Raw genomic sequence first — 14,637 nt, 5'->3', positions numbered from 1 at the left:
CGGGGTGGGAGGTCGACCCGGACGACGACTGGGCACTCGCGGTGGTGGCCACCGTGGGACGGCAGTTGAGGCTCCGCCGGGAGGCGGCGGGCATGCGGGTCGGCGACTTCGCGGTAGCGGTCGGTTACGGAGACGACCTCGTCTACAAGATCGAAAGCGGCAAGCGCATCCCCCGGCCCGAGTACCTGGACACGGCAGACGAGTTGTTCAACGCCGGGGGGGGCTCATCTCGGCGATGAAGGAGGACGTGAAGAAGGTCCGGTACCCGAAGAAGGTGCGGGACCTTGCGCAGATGGAGGGGCGGGCGGTGGAGATCGGCTTGTATGTCTGCCACAGCATCAGCGGGCTTCTGCAGACGGCCGACCACGCCCGAGCTGCCTTCGAATCACGGCAGCCCGCCTACTCCCAGGACGAAATTGAGCGAATGGTGGCCGCTCGTATGGCCCGGCAGTCCATCTTCCAGAAAGACCCGGCGCCCACGCTCAGTTTCGTCCTGGAGGAGGCTCCGCTCCGGCGTCCGCTCGGAGGCACAATGGTGTGGCGGGGACAGCTCGAACATCTGCTTGAGGTAGGCAAGTTGCGTTGCGTGACGCTTCAGGTGATGCCGACGCACTGTGAGGTGCATCCAGGCTTGGATGGAAAGATCGAACTGCTGAAGTTCGAGGACGGTTCAGCGGTGGCACGCTGCGAGGGGGCGTTCAACGGCCGCCCGATCTCGGACACTCGGCAACTCCGCATTGCCGAACTGCGGTATGGCACCATCCGAGCGCAGGCTCTCCCGCCTCGGGAGTCTCTGGCCTTCATCGAAGAACTGTTGGGAGAAACATGATCCGCAAGGTCTCCGGCCAGAACGCTTCGGGCCTCGCATGGTTCAAGAGCAGCTACAGCGACGGCAACGAAGGCGACTCGTGCGTAGAGATCGCCACCGCGCCCGGCACCGTCCACGTCCGTGACTCCAAGGACGTGGAGGGCGGCCGGCTGGCCTTCGCCCCCGCCGCGTGGGCCGACTTCGTGCCGTACGCGGTTGAGGGCTGACGGCGGCTCCTACTCGACCTCGGCCTCCGGTACGTCCACTTCGCCGCCCGGAGAACGGGCGATGCCGGTGAACTCGTTGAGGGCGGACTGGAGGTCGCGGACGATCTCCTCGGGCGGCAGACTGCTGTCGCCTCGGACGCTGCGGTCCGCCTTCCCGTCCGATCCCCTGCGCTCGAGGCGTGGCAGCGATGCGCTCGATTCCCGGCAGCCATGCTGCGGCGAGGGTCGGGACCGGGACAAGCGGGGAGAGGCACTGTCCATGCTGCTGCCGAACTCCGGCTGCGGGACGAGACTTGGACAAGGTCCTCCTCGGGCGACCACACCACGAGTCCATCGTAAAGGCGGAGTTGGCGTGGTGGCATCGGATGGTGTCCCACCGGGCGGTGGAGAAGATCTCCGCGGTCCCGACGCTGCGGGGCCGGAGACGGGTGCCTTGCGGAAAAGCGTGAGCAGTCGGCGGGGATGTGTCACATAAGCGCTCAAACGAGCGGCATCAGGACAGCGGTAGCCAAAGTGCTCACGCTTTTGAAGTGTTGTCTCCTTCCCGGGGCGTGAGCGGGCGTCCCGGCATCGCACACAGCGAGGCCGCCCTCCCACCGGACGGTCGCGGAGAACCGCCCGCACGAACAGCCGACCACCCCCGGCAAGGCCCGATACGCCGGCCTTGCCGGGTTACTCGACCTCACGCCCGCCGAGCGGTACGACCGGCCCCGACCCGCGACGCCGCCTTCAGATTCCCGGTACCACCCGGAGGGACACCATCTGGCATCGCGGCGTTGACCGTGCCCCTGCCGTCCACCGACTGGTTGGCTCTTGCATGACTGGCCGAGACGCCCACGCGACCGCATCGCGGCCCGAGCCGAGACCTGCCTCGTAGACGTGTCCGTAGGTGGGGCCGTGCTGGTCGGGTGTCACACAGTCGAACAACACGGATGGCATCACTGCCACTTCATGCCGCTTTCAGCCGATCCCGTTGGTGCGGAGAGGGGAGAGCGATGAGCGAGGAACGGCGGCGGGGAGGCGTCAGGTCCGGTCGGGCACAGACGGGGGCAGGGCGACGGCCCGGAGGAAGTTCTGCGCGAAGACCTCAATGGCCTCTTCGGTGGACGGCAGATCCGCGCCGGGCAAGTGCGCGGCGGCGGGGCGCAGCAGGAGGTGGGAGAGGACGGGGCCCGTCATCTGCTGGATCAGCAGCAGCGGGGGGAGGTCCCGGATGCGTCCCGCGGCGATCTCCTCGGTCAGCCACTGCCCGACGCCGTCGAGCAGGCGCGGGAAGAATCGCTGGTACACAGACTGGACCACCGGGTCCCCGGGGCGGGAGAGGGCGTCGGCAAGCATGGCGGGCAGGACCCGTGGCTCACGACTGAGGGCGTCGGCCAGCAGGCGGTAGATCCTGCGGGCCGTCTCCGGCAGGTCCTCGTGCGGGCCGGCGAGGACGGCTTCGACGTCCAGGATCGGGCTGTAGCACTCATAGACCGCCTGCAGCAGTTCGTCCCGTCCGCCGAACGCCGCGTACAGGCTGTGCACGGAGCACCGGGCGTCGGCGGCCACCCGTTCCAGGGTGGCCGCGGTCAGGCCGTGCTCGCTGATGAGCCCGGCCGCGGCCTCCACGGCGCGCAGACGGACCGGCTTCTGGCCTCCGGGGTCCACACCGGCCGCCCGTACCGCCTCGTCCAGCGCACGACGGGTGCCGCCAAGCCGTCGCATCAAGGTGCTGCGGGAGATGCCCGCCTCCTCGGCGACGGCCAGCAGCGGAACGTCGGCCACCTGCACTCCTCGGGCGTGCGAGGCGCGCAGTGCCGCTTGCACCACTTCTTCCGGCACTGCTTCCACAGAGGACTCACTGACGTTTGACACATGGATAAGGTTACCTTGTAATCGAGTCTCATTCCATGGTGGTGTCGCTCGTGAGTGATGGCGCGAGATCACCGACCCCACCACCGCCCTGCCCTGCCCTGCGCCCGTGCTCGATGACGTGTCCGCAGGCCGGAAGGAGACTGCGACCGTCATGCTCGATCACTCCGTCCCTCACCCCCCGTCCACGACGGATGCCGAGGCCTCCCGGTCCGGCGTCGCACGGAAGCTGGTCGCCGTCCTGCTCGGCCTGACGGCCGTGGTCACCCTGATGCTCTGTGCGTTCGCCCTGCCCAGCGTCAACGGCGGTCCGCACAAGGTCCCGATAGGTGTTTCGGGACCGCAGGCCGCCGCCCGGTCACTGGAGAAGACGCTCGGCGGGGACGAGTGGGACGTCACCGCCTACGACAGCGCCGAGGTCCTCGCTTCCGCCGTCAAGGACCGTGAGATCGCCGGAGGCCTGGCCCTGGCCCCCGAGGGGATCGACGTCTACACGGCCACCGCGGGCGCCCCCATGGCCGCCGTCGCGCTGACCGCCCTGGCCAACTCCGTCGCCGCCGAGCAGCAGACGAAGCCCACTGTCCACGAACTGGCACCCTTCCCCGAGGACGACCCCCGCGGGGCCGGGTTCTCCTCCGCCGCGCTGCCGCTGATCTTCGGCGGGATGATCCCCGCCGTCCTCCTCACCCGGCTCTTCCCAGGCCACGCCGGCCTGCGCACACGTCTGGCCGGTGCCGCGCTCTTCTCCTTGTTCGCCGGAGCCGCGGTCACCGCGTTCCTCCAGTGGGCGACCGGCTCCCTGGCGGGCGACTACGGGATCACCGCCCTCGGTCTGAGCCTGGGCATGGCCGCTCTCTCCCTGACCTTCATCGGTCTGGAAGCCCTGAGCGGCATGGCCGGCTTCGGGGTCGGCGCGGCCGTGATGATGCTCCTGGGCAACCCCCTGTCCGGTCTGGGCACCGGCCCGTACTGGCTGCCCGGCGGCTGGGCGGCCGTCGGGCAGCTCCTGCCGCCGGGCGCCTCCGGCAGCCTGCTGCGCGCCAACGCCTTCTTCGACGGGACCGGAGCGGGGGCCCCGGCCCTGATCCTCACCGCCTGGGTCGCGCTCGGTCTGGCCCTGATCCTCATCGCCGACCGCCGCGGCGCCAAGGCCCTCCGCACCGGTGCGGCCTCCGCGAAGCCGGTACCCACTGCGGCCTGACCGGCCCGAAGGCGGCCCTCTGCAATGCAGCGCTTACGGCTTTCGCCCGTCCCCGCCCAGGACCCCCGTCAGACGTCCTGAAGGCGCCGGAAGGGCTCGTCGGCCTCCATCTCGAAGGCGAGTTCCAGCAGCGTCCGTTCGGCGCCCGGGCGGCCGGAGAACATGACGCCGATGGGGAGCCCGTCCGGTGTCGTGCTCATGGCCGGTACCGAGATCGACGGCGTCCCGACGACGTTGTTGACCGGGGTGAACGCGACGTAGGCGAGGATGCGTTCGATCAGGGTCTCGTAGGGGACGGCCGGGTTGAGGTGGCCGAGCGGGGGCGTGGTGTGGGCGAGGACCGGGGAGAGGATCAGGTCGAGTCCGCGGAACGCCGCCGCGTACGGTTCCCGCGTGCGCTTCAGCCTCCGCACCACGCCCGGTGTGCGCTGCCAGTCCTTCACGTACGTCTCGCGCAGGCCCCGGCTCAGCCCGTCCATGCGGTGCCGGTCGAAGTCCGTGCCGAAGGTCCGGCCGGTGACGCCGATCAGGAACGACAGCAGGCCCCAGTAGGTGAGGAAGTCCGGGGTGAAGCGCGGGTCGATCGACAGTTCCACCGGCTCCACGGTGTGCCCGAGCCGCTCCAGCCGCTGGGCCGTCTCCGTGACGGCCGCGCGGGTGTCGGCGTCGGAGGGGACGCCGTTGGGCGAGTCCCGTACGAACCCGATGCGCAGGCGCCGCTGCGAGGGGCCCTCGACCAGGCCGACGGGCTGCAGCTTCGGGTTGCGCCAGTGCTGCTCGGCGGCGGCGAGGAAGGCGGCGCTGTCCCGTACCGAGCGGCTCACGACGCCGTCGGTGACGAGGTCGATGGGGAGCTGGCGGCCCTGGGCGTTGGGGACCACCCGGCCCCGGGTGGGCTTCAGCCCGACGAGGCCGCAGCAGGCGGCGGGGATCCGGATGGAGCCGCCGCCGTCGTTGGCGTGCGCGATCGGTACCGCCCCGGCGGCGACGAGGGCCGCGCTGCCGCCCGACGACCCGCCCGCCGAATGGCCCGTGTGCCACGGGTTGCGGACGGGTTCCGCGTCCTCGTACTCCGTGGTCGGGCTGAACCCGAACTCGGGCATCCGGGTCTTGCCGAGCACCGTGACGCCGGTGCTCAGGAACTGCCGGGCGAACGGGGCGTGCCGGCGTGCGACCCTCGGCGCGAACGCGGCGCTGCCGTGGCCGGTGGGCAGTCCCTGGTAGTCGGTGTTGTCCTTGACGAAGGTCGGCACCCCGGCGAAGGCGCCGGCCGGCTCGGAGCGGTGCGCCGGAACGTCGAGGTGCACCTGGACGGCGTGGAGCCGGGCCTCCACGTCCCTGACCCTGGCCGCCGCGTCACGGGCGGCCTCGGCGGGCCCGACCTCTCCCCGGCGGATCGCCTCGGCGAGGCCCACGGCGTCGTGGTCGCCGAGGGCATCGTCGCGGAAGACGTGCACCCTGGTCTGTTCCTCGGAAGTCGTCACCGGTGGCACCGCCCCTGAACGCGTGGATGATTGCCCGCCATCATTCCTTACCGACGAGTAACAGGCGAGGGGACGGTGAGTCCGAGTCGGTGCTCCGCAGTCCGCGACGCGCCACGGCCCGCGAGACGCGCGACGCCGAACCACAGCAGCACCGCGGTGGCGAGCAGCACGAAGGCGGCACAGTTCAGAATCGTCGGGTTGACCCAGGCCGGAACCAGGTCGTACGCCCCGTTGCACTTGTTGTGCAACGGGAACAACCGCCGGGACTCCTCGAGATGGGCCGCCCGGTAGGCGCTGTCGTACGTCTGGTGATGGGCGTACGCGCAGGTCTCGCCGACGTCGAACCCGCCGCTGAGCGCACCCCGCACCCAGGCCACGCAGCCGACGAACAGCGCGAGGGACCACAGGCGCGCCCACCACAGCGGGCGCTGCCACGATCCGTCGCGGAGGCCGGCGGGGATGCGGTAGAGGTTCCAGAGGCTCCACAGCAGCCACGCGAGGAGGAGCCCGGAGACGGCGAGCACACCGATCGACTCGATTGCCTCCACGCACCAGTCCTTGGGACCCGCCCGGCCCCGCCTGTCGCGCCAACGCCCCTCTAAGGAACTGGCGTTGAGCTGGACGAGGCCGGCCGACTCAGAAGTTTATGCTGCCGATCATGCCCGCGATGTTGGTCGTCAGCTCGCTGATCGTAGGCGCGATCGTCGACGACGCCATGTAGAAGCCGAGGAGCATGCAGACGACCGCATGCCCCGTCTTGAGGCCCGACTTCTTGATCAGCAGGAAGACGATGATCGCCAGCAGCACTACCGCCGAAATCGAGAGTGCCACGGCGGCTCACCTCCAAGGATCCCAGGACGACAGGGGGGTAGGAATATGGGGGCAGATAAATCCACACAGCAGCCAGCAGGTTCATACCCACTATGCGCTAACGATCATAACTATCCGTACGTGCGCATCGGTCGGCGCACGGCCGCACAAGGGGGCGCATGGCCAATATGGTCATGGCATGACGACCGACGCTGACTCCTTCCCCCGACGGCACGCCCGCACCCAGCGCTTCACGCTCGGCGCGCCGCGATCGTTCACCGTGGCACCCGACGGTTCCCGGGTCGTGTTCCTGCGCTCGGGTTCCGGTACGGACCGGGCGAATTCGCTGTGGGTGCTCGACCCCCAGGACGGCGGGGAGCGCGTGGCGGCCGACCCGCGCGCCCTGCTGGGCGGCGCAGCGGAACGCCTGTCGGCCCAGGAACGGGCGCGGCGCGAACGCAGTCGCGAGGGAGGCGCCGGCATCGTCGGCTACGCCACCGACGCGGAGGTCGAGTTGGCCTCTTTCGCCTTGTCAGGGCGGCTTTTCACGGCCGAGCTGCGGGCCGGGACGGCGCGCGAACTGCCCACTCCCGGACCGGTGATCGACCCCCGGCCGTCACCCGACGGACGTCACGTCGCCTACGTCGCGCAGGGGGCACTGCGGGTCGTCGGAGCGGAGGGGGCGGACGACAGGGCCCTGGCGACCCCCGAGACGGAGAACGTCACCTACGGGCTGGCAGAGTTCATCGCGGCCGAGGAGATGGGGCGTTCGCGGGGCTTCTGGTGGGCGCCCGAGTCGGACCGGCTGCTGGTGGCGCGCGCGGACGACACGCCGGTGAAGCGGTGGTGGATCTCCGATCCGGCGCATCCGGAACGGGAGCCGCAGCGGGTGGCGTACCCGGCGGCGGGGACCGCGAACGCGGAGGTGCGGCTGTTCGTGATCGGGCTGGACGGGGTGCGTACGGAGGTCGTGTGGGACCGGGCGCGGTACCCGTACATGGCGCATGCGCACTGGTCAGCGGCGGGTGCGCCGCTGCTGCTCGTACAGGCGCGCGACCAGCGCAGTCAGCTGTTCCTGGCAGTGGACCCGGACACCGGGGCCACCCGGATGGTGCACGCCGACGAAGATCCAGTTTGGCTTGATCTTTTCGCGGGGGTGCCGTGCTGGAGCCCTTCCGGGCAGTTGGTCCGGATCACGGACGAGGGGGGCGCGCGACGACTCGCCGTCGGCGAACGCCCTTTGACCGGACCGCAGTTGCACGTCCGCGCGGTACTGGACGTGTCGGACGACGACGTGCTGGTGTCGGCGTCGGCGGGAGCGGAACCGGGATCGAGGCCGGGTGCCGCGGACGGCGACCCGGAGATCGGCGAGGTGCACGTCTACCGGGTGAACGAACTGGGCGTGGAGCGCGTCTCCCAGGAGCCCGGCGTGCACTCCGCGGTACGCGCCGGGGGCGTGACCGTCCTGGTGTCCGCGACACCGGACCGGCCGGGGGCGCGGGCGCGGATTCTGCGTGACGGGAAACCGACGGCGACTGTCCGCTCGTACGCCGAAGACCCCGGTATGTCCCTCCGGGTGACCCTCACTCAGGGGGGCGCACGGAAAATTCCGTGCGCCGTGCTTATGCCAAGGGACTACCACGGTGACACTCCCCTCCCCGTCCTCATGGACCCCTACGGCGGCCCGCACGGCCAGCGCGTGGTGGCCGCGCACAACCCCCACCTGACCTCGCAGTGGTTCGCCGACCAGGGCTTCGCGGTGATCGTCGCCGACGGCCGCGGCACCCCCGGCCACTCCCCCGCCTGGGAGAAGGCCGTCAAGGACGACCTCGCCGCGATCACCGTCCAGGACCAGGTGGACGCACTCCAGGCCCTCGCCTCCGACTTCCCGCTCGACCTGAGCCGCGTCGCCGTCCGGGGCTGGTCCTTCGGCGGCTACCTGGCGGCCCTCGCGGCACTGCGTCGGCCGGACGTCTTCCACGCGGCGGTGGTGGGCGCCCCGGTCACCGACCTGCGCCTGTACGACACCCACTACCAGGAGCGCTACATCGGCCACCCGGACGAGCAGCCGGAGGTCTACCGCCGCAACTCGGTGATCGACGACGCGGGCCTGGTCGACGCCGCCGAGCCGCACCGCCCCATGATGATCATTCACGGGCTGGCGGACGACAACGTGGTGGTCGCCCATTCGCTGCGCCTGTCCTCGGCCCTCCTCGCGGCCGGCCGGCCCCACGAAGTACTGCCCCTGTCCGGCGTCACGCACATGACCCCGCAGGAGGAGGTCGCCGAGAACCTGCTCCGCCTCCAACTGGACTTCCTCAGGCGCTCGCTGGGCCTCACGGACTGACCACGGCGGGGACCGGCCGGCGGCCCCGACGCCGGGCAGGCGGGCACGTGACGTGCCCGCCTGCCCGGCAGAGGACCGGCATCCCGGCGTCGACGGCCCCGATCCGCAGACCCACCCGGCCGCGCCCCCGAGCCGAGGGATTTCCGGGGGCGCGGCAGGAAGCGGGTGAGGTGACCACGGAGCGCCCGCCCAGGCACACGCGTCCGGCCCTGCCGGTCGAGCAGCGGGCCCGAAGTCCTCGGCACCCCCGACCGGCGTCCACCGGGCGGCTGCGCGTGCGTGCCGCGTCCGGGCCGTGGCCGCCCGGGTTCACCGACGGCGGGGAACGCGCATTCCGTCCGCGCCTCGACCGGGCCGAGCAGCCCGAGCAGCCCGAGCAGCCCGAGCAGCCGGGGAACGGAACCGATCATGGCTCCGAGTGATGCCCGGGGGAAATGGACCACGGTCCGCTTGGGTGATACAACTTTAAACAACCGCGGTCCGTGTGCTGCTGCATCACGGCCCGCTTGTTTCCGCAGTTGCCCCCACAGGAGTTCCACCATGTCCGTACGCATCCTCGCCCTCGTCGGCAGCCTCCGCGCCGGCTCGCACAACCGCCAGCTCGCCGAGGCCGCCGTCAAGCACGCCCCTTCCGGTGTCGCCATCGAGCTGTTCGAGGGCCTGGCCGACGTGCCGTACTACAACGAGGACGTCGACGTCGAGGGCAGCGTCCCGGCTGCCGCCGCCCGGCTGCGCGAGGTGGCCGGCCAGGCCGACGCCTTCCTGCTCTTCTCGCCCGAGTACAACGGCACCATGCCCGCCGTCCTGAAGAACGCGATCGACTGGCTGTCCCGCCCCCACGGCGCCGGCGCCCTCACCGGCAAGCCGGTCGCCGTCATCGGCACCGCCTACGGCCAGTTCGGCGGCGTGTGGGCCCAGGACGAGGCCCGCAAGGCGTGCGGCATCGCGGGCGGCACGGTCCTGGAGGACGTCAAGCTCTCCATCCCCGGCTCCGTGACCCGCTTCGCCGGCACTCACCCGGCCGACGACGCCGAGGTCGTCACCTCGCTCACCGAGGTCATCCGCCAGGTGACCGAGCGGTCCGTCGCGGCTGCCTGACGCATCCCGTCCCTGCGGCGGCACGCCAAGGATGTCGCGCCGCCGCCGAACGCATGGTCACCGTCACCGCCGCCTCGGGGACCCCCACCGGCGGCTCCTCGATCCGTTGCCCGGCCGGAGTGCCGTGCGGAGAGGACTCACGCGTCGCACCGGTTTCGGCCCGCCGGCGCTCCACGCACCAGCACCGGGCCGGACTGCGAGGACCAGAAGAACCATGACAGGACTGCTCGACGGCAAGGTCGCCATCATCACCGGCGGAGCGAGCGGCATCGGACGGGCGAGCGTGGAACGCTTCGTCGCCGAGGGCGCGAAGGTCGCCATCGCCGACATCCAGGACGAGCTCGGGGCGTCGATCGCCGACCGGCTCGGCGACGCCGCCCTGTACGTGCGCACCGACGTCACGGACGAGGCCGCGATCGAGGCGCTCGTCGCCACCACGGTGGAGCGCTTCGGCAAGCTCGACGTCATGTTCAACAACGCGGGGGCGCAGGGCGACGCGTCTCCGATCACCGAGCTCAGCGCGGCCGGTTTCGACAAGACCCTGGCGCTGCTCACCCGCTCCGTCGTGCTCGGCCACAAGTACGCGGCCCGGCAGTTCCAGGCCCAGGGCACCGGCGGGTCGATCGTGACCACCGCCAGCGCGGCCGGGCTCCAGGGCGGGTGGTCCGCGGCCGGATACACGATCGCGAAACACGCCATCGTCGGCGTGGTCCGGCAGGCGGTCGCGGAACTCGCCCCCCTCGGCATCCGCTCCAACGCGATCGCGCCGGGAATCATCATGACGGAGATCATGGCGCGCACCTTCGGCGTGCCCCTCGAAGAAGCGGACGGCTTCTCGGCCTTCCTCGCCGACCGGCTGGGATCGACCCAGCCGCTCGGCCGGGTCGGGTTCCCGGAGGACATCGCGAAGGCCGCGGTGTTCCTGGCGAGCGACCTCTCCGACTACGTGACCGGCACGGTCATTCCCGTCGACGGCGGGGCGACGTCGATCACGCAGGGCACCTTCGCCACCGAGGTCGTCGCGGCGGCACAGGAGTACAACGCCCGCTGAGCGGTGCCCACGCCGCGCGCTCCACGCCGGGCGGGCCTACGTCACTTGTCTGCCTGCCCGGCGGAGGGCCGGAGCCGCCACGTCATCACCGCGCGCCCTACCAGCACCACGAGGGCGGCGACCGCCACCAGCCGTACACCGCTCCAGGTCGTATCGACGATGGGCCTCTGCAGCGACGCTTCGACGTCCAGCCGCTCCGACATCTCCACGACGGCCACCACGGGGACCAGCATCCGGAAGGGAAGGCCGCGCAGTCCGTGATCCCGTGCCAGGTTCCCGGCCAGCCCCAGCACAGGCCCCGTGACACAGGCGACTACGCACCAGGCCAGCGTCTTCGAGGCGAAGTCGCTCCAGGAGACATAAGGCGTCCCGGAAGGGTCACCCCGGTCCAGCGTCAGGTACTGCCCCTGCCCCAGCTTCGTCAGGTAGTACGCGATCACGGCGGTGACCAGGGACGCGACGGCCAGGACGACCGATTCGACCCTGGACTCCCGGGCGAGGCCGACGCAGAACGCCAGTGCCGCCCACGACCATCCTGCGGACAGGACCAGATGTACGGGGTGGCCGACCGGATCGGTGGCGTTGATCAGCAGAGGGCCGAGCACCCCGAGCACCGCACCGACCGTCAGCGCGGCCGAGAACGCCAGGATGCGGGAACGAGAGCGGGAACTGGTACGGGTAGGGAAGCCCGTGCGCGAAGCCGACACGATGTTCGATGGGTCCTTTCAGTGACCGGATCAGGCGCGTGGAGAGCCCCTGTCCGGCCGGAGCCTACGGACAGCCTGCGTCGGGGGACACCGGCAGACCGGATTCAGGACATCCCCGAACGCGCACGCGCACCCGCCGCCTCGGAGGCATGAACTCCGTTAACACGGAGGCAACTTCGGGGAAGCGGTACCGATATACGGACACGCGAGGCTGGTCGGCGTACGGCCGTGCGGGTGCCGTGAACGGGCCGGGGTGCGCCATGTCGCCCCGGCCCGTTGCCCTGCCCGGCCGGGCAGATCCGCAGGAGCCCGGCCGGACGGAAATTCACGGGAGCGACGACGGCGCCCCTGTTACGGTGAACGGCATGGCACGAGGTATCTGGTCGCAGAAGGTTCGATTCCGCCGCTGACGGCGGCGCCTTCTCCCTGTTGAAAAAGCGCTCGCCGTTCCGGTTCCCGCCGGGCGGCCGCCTTCTGCTGCCCCCGGCTCCCCCTGCGAGCTGCGGAGCATCCGTTGAACCTCATCCCTCCGACCACCCCTGTCACCCCTGAAGTCCTGTCCGTGCCCGTCGCGGCGGGCGGCAGCGCGCACCTCCGTGCCGAGGGCATCACCGTCACCCGCGGGTCACGCCGCGTCCTGAACGGCGTCACGGTCACCGTCTCCGCCCGGTCGCGGATCGCCGTCGTCGGCGAGAACGGGCGGGGCAAGACGACCCTGCTGCACGTCCTGGCCGGACTGCTCGCGCCCGACGAGGGCTCCGTGCACCGGGCCGGCACCACCGGCCTGGCCCGCCAGGAACTGTCCGCGCGGGACGGCGAGACCGTGGGCACCCTGACCTCCGAGGCGCTGGCCCCGTCCCTCGCCGCCCTCCGCACACTGGACGAGGCCGCCCTCGCCCTGGCCGAAGGCGACGACCCCGCCGCCGACGACCTCTACGCCGCCGCGCTCGACACCGCCACCCGGCTCGACGCGTGGGACGCGGAACGCCGTGTCGACGTCGCCCTCGAAGCCCTCGGCGCCTGCACCGACCGCGACCGCCCCCTGTCGACGCTGTCGGTCGGGCAGCGCTACCGGGTCCGGCTGGCCTGCCTGCTCGGCGCACGGCACGACATCCTGCTGCTCGACGAGCCGACCAACCACCTCGACGCGGGAGGCCTGGACTTCCTGACCCGTCGCCTGCGCGAGCACGACGGCGGTCTCGCCGTCGTCAGCCACGACCGGGCGCTGCTGCGGGACGTCGCGGACCGGTTCCTCGACCTCGACCCGTCCCGCGACGGGAAGCCCCGCCTGTACGCCGGCGGCTACGACGCCTGGCAGGACGCCCGGCGCCGTGAGCGCGAGCGCTGGGAGCAGGAGTACGCGGAACAGCAGGACGAGCACCGGCGGCTGAAGGACGCGATGTCCAAGGCGCGCGACCGGCTCTCCACCGGCTGGCGGCCGGACAAGGGAACCGGCAAGCACCAGCGGCAGTCCCGCGCACCGGGCGTGGTGCAGGCCCTGAACCGGCAGCAGGACGCCCTGGACGCACACCGCGTCGACGTGCCGGAGCCGCCGTCCGTGCTGCGCTGGCCGGACCTGGGCGTCCGGCCGGGCGCGCCCCTGCTGCGGGCGCACGGCGTCGCGGTCGACGGGCGGCTGGCCGGCGCCGTCGATCTCACCCTCGACGGCGGTGACCGGCTGCTCGTCACCGGACCGAACGGTGCCGGGAAGTCCACGCTGCTCGCCGTGCTGGCCGGTGCGCTCGCCCCCACTCAGGGGCACGTCCGGACGGCGAAGGGGACGCGGGTCGTGCGCGTCACCCAGGAGACCGCCGCGCAGGACCCCGGCCTCACCGCCCGGGAGGTGCACGCCCGCCATGTGGGGCGGCTGGTGGCGCGCGGCCTGCTCCGCGACGCCGACGCCGTCCCGCTCGGGGCACTCGGGCTGCTGGACTCCGACGCGCTGCGCACGCCGGTCGGGCGGATGTCGCAGGGGCAGCAACGACGCCTCGACCTGGCGCTGGCGCTGGCCGGACGGCCGGGGTTGGTCCTGCTCGACGAGCCGACCAACCACCTGTCGTCGACGCTGGTCGACGAGCTGACCGACGCGATCCGCGCCACCAGCGCCGCCGTCGTCGTCGCGACGCACGACCGGCAACTACTCCGCGACCTCGCCCACTGGCCACGACTGGAGGTGACCGCACTCCAGGACGAGAAGCACCGGAAGGACCGGCAAAACCAGCAGGACCGGGAGGACCTGATGCCCGATCCGGCCTGACCGGCCTGACCGGCCGGGCCCTTCGGCCCGCCCCTTCGTCCGCCCCCGGCGGCTCCTTACGGCACCACCTGCTTCTCCTCTGCGAAGTGGCACGCCGAGTCGTGGGCCGCCGGGCCGCCGGCCTTGCGGAACACCTCGGGGACCGCCAGCAGCGGCACCTCCTCGGCGCAGCGCGCCTGCGCCTTCCAGCAGCGGGTGCGGAAGCGGCAGCCGGAAGGGATGTTGGTGGGGGACGGGACGTCGCCGGTGAGGATGATCCGCTCCCGGTGCTCCCGGGCCGCCGGGTCCGGTACGGGGACGGCGGACAGGAGGGCCTGCGTGTACGGGTGGGTCGGGTGGTCGTAGATCTGGGTGTCGGTGCCGATCTCGACGATCCGGCCCAGGTACATCACGCCGACCCGGTCGGAGATGTGCCGGACGATCGACAGGTCGTGGGCGATGAAGACGAACGCCAGGTCGAACTCGGCCTGGAGCCGGTCCATCAGGTTGATCACCTGGGCCTGGACGGAGACGTCCAGCGCGGAGACCGGTTCGTCGGCGACGATCACCTCGGGGTTCAGGGCCAGTCCGCGGGCGATGCCGATGCGCTGGCGCTGGCCGCCGGAGAACTGGTGCGGATACCGGTTGATGTACTCCGGGTTGAGCCCGACCACGTCCAGCAGGTCCTGGACCTTCCTGCGCCGGTCGCCCTTCGGCGCCACCTCGGGGTGGATGTCGAAGGGTTCCCCGATGATGTCGCCCACCGTCATCCGGGGGTTGAGGGAGGTGTACGGGTCCTGGAACACCATCTGGA

At 71.4% G+C, this 14,637-nt stretch carries 14 protein-coding genes and 1 pseudogene; 8 read left to right on the top strand and 7 right to left on the bottom strand.

What is annotated here, in order from left to right; translation table 11 throughout:
* A pseudogene (locus tag AOK11_RS12890) lies at window positions 1-829 on the top strand (helix-turn-helix domain-containing protein); the annotation flags it as partial.
* Window positions 826-1,035, top strand: a complete 210-nt coding sequence (locus tag AOK11_RS12885) for a DUF397 domain-containing protein (protein ID WP_055593824.1) — start codon at window positions 826-828, stop codon at window positions 1,033-1,035. The pseudogene AOK11_RS12890 and the gene AOK11_RS12885, both read left to right, overlap by 4 nt.
* Before the next feature lie 9 nt (window positions 1,036-1,044).
* Here the strand turns inward: AOK11_RS12885 and AOK11_RS12880 are convergent, their stop codons facing one another.
* Both AOK11_RS12880 and AOK11_RS12875 read right to left on the bottom strand, forming a co-directional pair.
* Window positions 1,045-1,296 carry a hypothetical protein gene (locus AOK11_RS12880; protein WP_157869348.1) on the bottom strand — a complete coding sequence of 84 codons (252 nt, stop codon included), beginning with the start codon at window positions 1,294-1,296 and terminating at the stop codon, window positions 1,045-1,047.
* A 762-nt stretch (window positions 1,297-2,058) separates the two neighbouring features.
* Window positions 2,059-2,802 (bottom strand): TetR/AcrR family transcriptional regulator, encoded by a 744-nt coding sequence (locus AOK11_RS12875; RefSeq protein WP_206188828.1) that lies wholly within the window; start codon window positions 2,800-2,802, stop codon window positions 2,059-2,061.
* A 241-nt stretch (window positions 2,803-3,043) separates the two neighbouring features.
* Between AOK11_RS12875 and AOK11_RS12870 the strand changes: the two genes are divergently transcribed.
* Window positions 3,044-4,090 (top strand): hypothetical protein, encoded by a 1,047-nt coding sequence (locus AOK11_RS12870; protein ID WP_055593821.1) that lies wholly within the window; start codon window positions 3,044-3,046, stop codon window positions 4,088-4,090.
* Window positions 4,091-4,158: 68 nt separating this feature from the next.
* On the opposite strand, the gene AOK11_RS12865 is transcribed toward AOK11_RS12870, so the two are convergent.
* From AOK11_RS12865 to AOK11_RS12855, 3 genes are all read right to left on the bottom strand, one after another.
* Window positions 4,159-5,574 carry an amidase gene (locus AOK11_RS12865; protein ID WP_055593826.1) on the bottom strand — a complete coding sequence of 472 codons (1,416 nt, stop codon included), beginning with the start codon at window positions 5,572-5,574 and terminating at the stop codon, window positions 4,159-4,161.
* Between the two features lie 47 nt (window positions 5,575-5,621).
* Complete coding sequence (locus AOK11_RS12860; RefSeq protein WP_107098571.1) at window positions 5,622-6,122, bottom strand: hypothetical protein; 501 nt, start codon at window positions 6,120-6,122, stop codon at window positions 5,622-5,624.
* 88 nt (window positions 6,123-6,210) lie between these two features.
* Window positions 6,211-6,405 carry a hypothetical protein gene (locus AOK11_RS12855; protein ID WP_055593820.1) on the bottom strand — a complete coding sequence of 65 codons (195 nt, stop codon included), beginning with the start codon at window positions 6,403-6,405 and terminating at the stop codon, window positions 6,211-6,213.
* A 178-nt stretch (window positions 6,406-6,583) separates the two neighbouring features.
* Between AOK11_RS12855 and AOK11_RS12850 the strand changes: the two genes are divergently transcribed.
* From AOK11_RS12850 to AOK11_RS12835, 4 genes are all read left to right on the top strand, one after another.
* Window positions 6,584-8,731 carry a S9 family peptidase gene (locus AOK11_RS12850; RefSeq protein ID WP_055593819.1) on the top strand — a complete coding sequence of 716 codons (2,148 nt, stop codon included), beginning with the start codon at window positions 6,584-6,586 and terminating at the stop codon, window positions 8,729-8,731.
* Window positions 8,732-8,901: 170 nt separating this feature from the next.
* Window positions 8,902-9,153 carry a hypothetical protein gene (locus AOK11_RS43950; protein ID WP_055593818.1) on the top strand — a complete coding sequence of 84 codons (252 nt, stop codon included), beginning with the start codon at window positions 8,902-8,904 and terminating at the stop codon, window positions 9,151-9,153.
* A gap of 118 nt (window positions 9,154-9,271) precedes the next feature.
* Window positions 9,272-9,829, top strand: a complete 558-nt coding sequence (locus tag AOK11_RS12840) for an NAD(P)H-dependent oxidoreductase (RefSeq protein ID WP_055593817.1) — start codon at window positions 9,272-9,274, stop codon at window positions 9,827-9,829.
* 214 nt (window positions 9,830-10,043) lie between these two features.
* A complete protein-coding gene (locus AOK11_RS12835) occupies window positions 10,044-10,880 on the top strand; it encodes an SDR family NAD(P)-dependent oxidoreductase (protein ID WP_055593816.1) in 837 nt (278 codons plus the stop codon).
* A gap of 41 nt (window positions 10,881-10,921) precedes the next feature.
* Here AOK11_RS12835 and AOK11_RS12830 read toward each other — a convergent pair whose 3' ends face one another.
* The gene (locus AOK11_RS12830) at window positions 10,922-11,587 is read right to left on the bottom strand and encodes a DUF6518 family protein (RefSeq protein WP_055593815.1); all 666 of its coding nucleotides are present in this window, start codon (window positions 11,585-11,587) and stop codon (window positions 10,922-10,924) included.
* A 514-nt stretch (window positions 11,588-12,101) separates the two neighbouring features.
* On the opposite strand from AOK11_RS12830, the gene AOK11_RS12825 reads away from it, so the two are divergent.
* Window positions 12,102-13,844, top strand: a complete 1,743-nt coding sequence (locus AOK11_RS12825) for an ABC-F family ATP-binding cassette domain-containing protein (protein ID WP_079034807.1) — start codon at window positions 12,102-12,104, stop codon at window positions 13,842-13,844.
* A 56-nt stretch (window positions 13,845-13,900) separates the two neighbouring features.
* On the opposite strand, the gene AOK11_RS12820 is transcribed toward AOK11_RS12825, so the two are convergent.
* Window positions 13,901-14,637 (bottom strand): ABC transporter ATP-binding protein (locus tag AOK11_RS12820; protein WP_055593814.1); only part of this gene is annotated, 737 nt, incomplete at its 5' end.

This window comes from Streptomyces hirsutus (assembly GCF_001418415.1).
GTDB lineage: Bacteria > Actinomycetota > Actinomycetes > Streptomycetales > Streptomycetaceae > Streptomyces > Streptomyces hirsutus.
Note: the sequence above shows the minus strand (reverse complement) of the source record. Positions and strands in the feature narration are given on the sequence as shown.

Coding starts and splice junctions, on each gene's coding strand:
- AOK11_RS12840 (WP_055593817.1), top strand. CDS start 9,272: ATGTCCGTACGCATCCTCGCCCTCGTCGGCAGCCTCCGCGCCGGCTCG.
- AOK11_RS12835 (WP_055593816.1), top strand. CDS start 10,044: ATGACAGGACTGCTCGACGGCAAGGTCGCCATCATCACCGGCGGAGCG.
- AOK11_RS12880 (WP_157869348.1), bottom strand. CDS start 1,296: ATGGACAGTGCCTCTCCCCGCTTGTCCCGGTCCCGACCCTCGCCGCAG.
- AOK11_RS12885 (WP_055593824.1), top strand. CDS start 826: ATGATCCGCAAGGTCTCCGGCCAGAACGCTTCGGGCCTCGCATGGTTC.
- AOK11_RS12850 (WP_055593819.1), top strand. CDS start 6,584: ATGACGACCGACGCTGACTCCTTCCCCCGACGGCACGCCCGCACCCAG.
- AOK11_RS12870 (WP_055593821.1), top strand. CDS start 3,044: ATGCTCGATCACTCCGTCCCTCACCCCCCGTCCACGACGGATGCCGAG.